Genomic DNA, 5,855 nt, shown 5'->3' on the forward strand with positions numbered 1-5,855 from the left:
GATCAGGCACCTTCAACGAAGGTAGCAATGGCTAAAGTAATTAAAGCTTTTAAACTTAAACCTGACTGTCATTGTACATCGAAATATCTGAATAACCTCATTGAGCAAGATCACCGTCATATTAAAGTAAGAAAGACAAGGTATCAAAGTATCAATATAGCAAAGAATACTTTAAAAGGTATTGAATGTATTTACGCTCTATATAAAAAGAACCGCAGGTCTCTTCAGATCTACGGATTTTCGCCATGCCACGAAATTAGCATCATGCTAGCAAGTTAAGCGAACACTGACATGATAAATTAGTGGTTAGCTATATTTTTTACTTTGCAACAGAACCTTATTTATACTAATATATATACAAACAATAATTTGAATGTTATTGTATACACTAATTACAGAGGAGGGGTTGTTTTGAGTATTACTTCCATAAATAAAAAAGAACATGATTTAGATGGTATAAAATCAAGGGGAAAAGATGCTTGTGAGACATTTATATTTGACCCAGAAAAGGTTGAGCGCCGTCAGCAGGAAGTCGGTCAAACGGATGGCTTATCACAATTGTTTAAAGTTTTTGCGGATGATACACGGTTGAAAATTGTTTATGCACTTACGCAAGAAGATGAAATGTGTGTCTGTGATGTAGCAACGATTATTGGTTCTACGAATGCTACTGCTTCACACCACCTACGTATGTTACGTAATATGGGGCTTGCCGAGTACCGTAAAAAAGGGAAGATGGTTTTTTATAGGCTAGTAAGTAATCATGTGCATCACCTTATGCAAGAAGCACTACAGTTGAAGGAAAAGAAGTAAATGTGATGAGTGTTGGGAAAAATTAGTTAAAATGTTACAAACAACTCAGTCCTTCGTTTTACATGATGGAATGCAGTTGCTCAAAAATAAACCATAAAAATTACCTAAGGAAAGACCATTAGATAAAAAATCATCTCAGGAGATTTAAGCCCTGGTATCCACTGGGGCTTAAATCTTGTTTTTTCTCTGAATTGTACCCTGATGGTCCAAACTATTTGTGAAATGGAATAAATTAACGTAAGGAGAGTTTGTAATGTTCTCATGGACTGTAGTATCTCTTGTGTTACTCACAAGTATAGCTAATCTTGTTGGAGGACTTATTGTCGTGAGAAAAGAATGGTCCCCCAAAGCTCTTACATATTTAATGGCTTTTAGTGCAGGTTTTCTTTTATCCATAGGTATTCTTGATCTAATGCCAGAAGGATTAGAAAATTCACCTGAAAATGGAATCTATATATTAATAGGATTTTTAGTATTATTTGCCTTTCAAAGAATCCTCACAACTCATTTTCATTTCGGCTATGAAACACATGAGGATAAACTCAGTAAAAAAACGGGCGGTTTAGGTGCCTTTATCGGAATGACCATTCACAGTTTCTTTGATGGAGTCTCCATTGTTGCGGGATTTGAAGTAAGCAGTGAATTAGGTTTCCTTGTGTTTGTTGCTGTATTACTTCATAAAATACCAGATGGCTTAACCATTTCTTCGATTGTTCTTGTAGTATTTAATGACAGGAAAAAGGCGTTTATTGCCTCTGCAGTACTGGCTTTGGCTACTATATTTGGAGGGGCTTTAGTATGGCTACTCAGTGACACAGAATTTGCAGCTGAAGTACTTGGCGATTCTTTTGCAAGAATTGCTTTGTCCTTTTCAGCAGGTGTTTTTCTATATGTTGCAGCAACGGACTTACTTCCAGTTGTTAATCAATCTGAAAATCGAAAAACTGGTCTTTACGTTTTGCTTGGTGTAGCCGTTTTCTATATAGCTTCTTGGATCATAGGAGTTGTTGGGTTGGAATGAAAATATTAAAGGAATAGCCTTGAATAATCAGTTGAGGAAATTAAACAGAAAAGTTGAGTTTAGTCTTAGCAAAAAAAGAAATAAAATACAATCAAATAATCATTTGACTATCTATATGTGTGGATATATAATAGCAACAGAACATAACGTAATATTCAAATGAATATCATAATGATAGGTGGCCAAGAATATAAGAATTCCACAAGCATTGATTGATAAAAGATACATTGGTTAATTAAGAAGGAGGTTATTAAATATGAGTGAAGCAACGAAGCCATTAGAGAAGAAATATGTCTATCGTGTTGATGGATTTTCATGCGCAAACTGTGCAGGAAAGTTTGAAAGAAATGTTAAAAAAATTCCGGGAGTAGAGGATGCAAAAGTAAATTTTGGAGCATCCAAAATTTCCGTTTACGGAGAAGCAACGGTTGAAGAATTAGAAAAAGCAGGTGCCTTTGAGAACCTTAAAGTGGCTCCAGAAAAACCTAGGCGGCAGGCTCCGCAAGAGGTTAAAAAAGACAAAAATATATATCGTGTTGAAGGGTTTTCATGCGCAAACTGTGCAGGAAAGTTTGAAAGAAATGTTAAAAAAATTCCGAGTGTGGAGGATGCAAAAGTAAATTTTGGAGCATCTAAAATTTCCGTATACGGAGAAGCAACGATTGAAGAATTAGAAAAAGCAGGTGCTTTTGAGAATCTTAAAGTGTCCTCTGAAAAACCTGTACGGCAAGCTACACAAGAGATTAACCAGGAAAAAGAGGATGAAAAAGAAGAAAAAGTGCCATTCTATAAAAAGCACAGTACTTTACTCTATTCGACCTTATTGATTGTTTTCGGATATCTTTCAGTCTTTGTTAATGGGGATGAGAACATTGTTACTACATTATTATTTGTAGCATCGATGTTAATAGGAGGATTATCGCTTTTTAAAGTTGGTTTCCAAAACTTGTTACGCTTTGAATTTGACATGAAAACACTTATGACTGTTGCAGTTATAGGTGGTGCGATTATAGGAGAATGGGCAGAAGTTTCTGTTGTTGTCATACTCTTTGCAATTAGTGAAGCTCTAGAACGATTTTCTATGGATAAAGCGAGACAATCAATTCGATCATTAATGGATATTGCACCTAAAGAGGCACTTGTTAGACGAAAAGGTCAAGAAATGATGATTCATGTAGATGATATTGCAGTTGGAGATATTATGATTGTCAAACCTGGTCAAAAGATTGCCATGGATGGGATGGTTGTAAGTGGGTACTCTGCTGTTAATCAAGCTGCCATTACAGGTGAGTCAGTCCCTGTTGAAAAAACGATTGATGATGAAGTATTTGCAGGTACTCTAAATGAAGAAGGATTACTTGAAGTAGAAATAACTAAATTAGTAGAAGATACAACCATTTCAAAAATTATTCATCTTGTAGAGGAAGCACAGGGAGAACGAGCACCATCTCAAGCCTTTGTAGAAAAATTTGCGAAATATTATACTCCGATCATCATCATCATAGCTGCGTTAGTTGCTGTAGTTCCACCATTATTCTTTGGGGCTAGTTGGGAAACATGGGTTTATCAAGGTTTAGCTGTTTTAGTCGTTGGTTGTCCATGTGCGTTGGTTATTTCCACCCCGATTTCGATTGTTTCAGCAATTGGAAATGCAGCGAAAAAGGGTGTCCTAATAAAAGGTGGCGTTTATTTAGAAGAAATGGGTGCCTTAAAGGCCATTGCTTTCGATAAAACAGGTACTTTGACAAAAGGTGTCCCTGTTGTAACTGATTTCAATGTGTTGAACAAACAGGTAGATGAAAATGAAATGCTATCCATCATTACTGCATTAGAGTATCGTTCTCAGCACCCTCTTGCATCAGCAATCATGAAAAGAGCAGAAGAGGCGAATATTTCTTATTCAGATGTTGTGGTAGATGACTTCTCTTCCATTACAGGAAAAGGAATTAAGGGTACTGTAGACGGAACGACCTATTATATTGGAAGTCCAAAACTATTTAAGGAACTGTCAAACTCTAGTTTTGATAAGAATTTAGAGAAAAAAGTTGCAACTCTTCAAAATCAAGGGAAAACTGCTATGGTTGTTGGAACTGCCAAAGAAATACTAGCTATTATTGCAGTAGCAGATGAAGTACGTGAATCAAGTAAAGAAGTCATTCAAAAACTACATCAACTTGGCATCAAAAATACAATTATGCTTACCGGTGATAATAAAGGTACTGCGAATGCCATTGGAAGTCATGTCGGAGTAAAAGAAGTTCAGGCTGAATTAATGCCTCAGGATAAATTGGATTATATTAAACAATTGAAATCGGAATACAACAACGTAGCTATGATTGGCGATGGTGTCAATGATGCACCTGCATTGGCAGCTTCCACTGTTGGAATTGCAATGGGTGGAGCTGGTACTGATACAGCATTAGAAACGGCGGACGTTGCACTAATGGGAGATGATTTAAGAAAACTTCCGTTTACGGTAAAACTAAGTCGAAAAGCGCTAAACACAATAAAAGCTAACATTACTTTTGCAATTGCTATTAAATTTATTGCCTTATTATTGGTTATTCCAGGTTGGTTAACACTCTGGATTGCGATTCTTTCAGATATGGGTGCAACTCTTCTTGTAGCGTTGAACAGTTTACGACTGATGAGAGTGAAGGATAAATAGGTAGAAAACAGAATAGTAAGGTCACGCTGTGCGCAATTCAAGGGGGGCTTTTCAATTTGAAGAAAAGTCCTACCCCTAAAATATAAAATATTGGAGATGGAAAAATGACCGCAACGATACTTACAGCAGCTGCGGTATATGTAGCAACAGGAATTGATTATCTCGTTATATTAATTCTTTTGTTTTCGCAAGTAAAAAAAGGTCAGGTGAAACATATTTGGATAGGACAATATATAGGGACTGCAATTGTTATAGGAGCAAGTCTTTTAGTTGCACAGGGGGTTGTAAATTTAATTCCTCAGCAATGGGTTATCGGACTACTTGGGCTTTTACCACTTTACTTAGGTGTGAAAATGTGGATTAAAGGAGAAGAGGATGAAGATGAAAGTAGTATTTTATCTTTATTCTCCTCTGGAAAATTTAATCAGTTATTTTTGACGATGACTTTCATCGTATTAGCTTCCAGTGCGGATGACTTTTCGATTTATATACCGTACTTCACGACCTTAAATATGTCAGAAATCTTTATTGCTGTTATTGTCTTTATGATTACGGTTGCTGTTTTATGTTATGTCAGCTATCGCTTAGCTTCCTTAGATTTTGTATCAGAAAAAATTGAGAAATATGAACGTTGGATTGTACCTATTGTATTCATTGGGTTAGGGATTTATATATTGTTTGAAAATGGTACATTTAACGCTTTATTCTCATTTCTTTAACAATCGGAACGCTTTCTCTAATAAGAATCAGCGCTCGTTTGACATATAAGACCGCCTTTTGGGAGTCACGATAGAAGTCCAATTTCTTAATTTTAGAACTGAGAAATTGGACTTCTATATACCTCCTGACTCTAACCTTATTAACTTGTAATGCAAAATAACGATTAAAATAGGTGCAAAATAACTCCTAAAGTGACAAGCTAAGCATATCAATACATATATAATGTCTATTTAGGGTCTACCCAAAAAGGTCAGTCATAGTGTGTAATTTTCACATCATTCTGCTTTTAAAGATGTCACTTATAGAACTTTAAAGGTTCTGTTGCAAAGTCAGAAAAAATATAACTAATTATCATTTTAACATGGTAGTATTCCCTTAACTGGCCAACATGTGATTAATTTCGTAGCACGGCGAAAATCCGTAGATCTGAAGAGACCTACGGTTCTTTTGGTTCTGTTGCAAAGTTGAATTTATAGTATAATTTTAACAAAAAGGAGTCTTCTGTATGAACTATTTCAGATATAAACAATTTAACAAAGATGTTATCACTGTAGCCGTTGGCTACTATCTAAGATATGCATTGAGTTATCGTGATATATCTGAAATATTAAGGGAACGTGGTGTAAACGTTCA

Annotated in this window: 4 protein-coding genes and 3 pseudogenes; 6 read left to right on the forward strand and 1 reads right to left on the reverse strand. The window is 35.6% G+C overall.

The window, feature by feature from the left end; genetic code table 11:
- The 5 genes and pseudogenes from BDW31_RS12130 to BDW31_RS12150 all read left to right on the forward strand — a co-directional run.
- Window positions 1-279: pseudogene (locus tag BDW31_RS12130) on the forward strand (IS6-like element IS257 family transposase); the annotation flags it as partial.
- A 132-nt stretch (window positions 280-411) separates the two neighbouring features.
- A complete protein-coding gene (locus BDW31_RS12135) occupies window positions 412-813 on the forward strand; it encodes an ArsR/SmtB family transcription factor (protein ID WP_002454665.1) in 402 nt (133 codons plus the stop codon).
- A gap of 253 nt (window positions 814-1,066) precedes the next feature.
- A complete protein-coding gene (locus tag BDW31_RS12140) occupies window positions 1,067-1,834 on the forward strand; it encodes a ZIP family metal transporter (protein ID WP_002454666.1) in 768 nt (255 codons plus the stop codon).
- 256 nt (window positions 1,835-2,090) lie between these two features.
- On the forward strand, window positions 2,091-4,502 hold the full coding sequence (locus BDW31_RS12145; RefSeq protein WP_110709691.1) for a heavy metal translocating P-type ATPase: 2,412 nt from the start codon (window positions 2,091-2,093) through the stop codon (window positions 4,500-4,502).
- A 104-nt stretch (window positions 4,503-4,606) separates the two neighbouring features.
- A complete protein-coding gene (locus tag BDW31_RS12150; RefSeq protein ID WP_011304076.1) occupies window positions 4,607-5,221 on the forward strand; it encodes a CadD family cadmium resistance transporter in 615 nt (204 codons plus the stop codon).
- A gap of 376 nt (window positions 5,222-5,597) precedes the next feature.
- Here BDW31_RS12150 and BDW31_RS12155 read toward each other — a convergent pair.
- Window positions 5,598-5,672, reverse strand: a pseudogene (locus BDW31_RS12155) (IS6 family transposase); the annotation flags it as partial.
- Window positions 5,673-5,727: 55 nt separating this feature from the next.
- Here BDW31_RS12155 and BDW31_RS12160 point away from each other — a divergent pair.
- Window positions 5,728-5,855, forward strand: a pseudogene (locus BDW31_RS12160) (IS6 family transposase); the annotation flags it as partial.

It is taken from the genome of Staphylococcus sp. AtHG25 (genome assembly GCF_003217445.1).
Taxonomy (GTDB): Bacteria; Bacillota; Bacilli; order Staphylococcales; family Staphylococcaceae; genus Staphylococcus; species Staphylococcus haemolyticus.